Raw genomic sequence first — 299 nt, 5'->3', positions numbered from 1 at the left:
ACCTACGCCCACCTGGTCACCAACACCGGCAACACCACCCTGACCGGGGTGGTCGTGACCACCACCGCCTTCACCGGCACCGGCACGCCGACCGCCATCACCTGCCCGGTCACCACCCTGGCCCCGCAGGACTCGACCGTCTGCGCAAGCACCTACGTCACCACCCAGGCCGACATCGACACCGGAACCATCGTCAACACCGCCACCGCCACCGGCACACCACCCACCGGACCGGCCGTCACCTCCGACCCGTCCACCGCCACCGTCACCGCCGTCGCCGCCCCCGCACTGGCGCTGCT

At 71.6% G+C, this 299-nt stretch carries 1 protein-coding gene; it reads left to right on the top strand.

Annotated features, from left to right (window positions below):
- Positions 1–299 (top strand): DUF7507 domain-containing protein (locus tag ACLQ2R_RS39645; protein ID WP_425966561.1); only part of this gene is annotated, 299 nt, incomplete at both ends.

This window comes from Streptosporangium sp. DT93 (assembly GCF_049844535.1).
Taxonomy (GTDB): domain Bacteria; phylum Actinomycetota; class Actinomycetes; order Streptosporangiales; family Streptosporangiaceae; genus Streptosporangium.
Note: the sequence above shows the minus strand (reverse complement) of the source record. Positions and strands in the feature narration are given on the sequence as shown.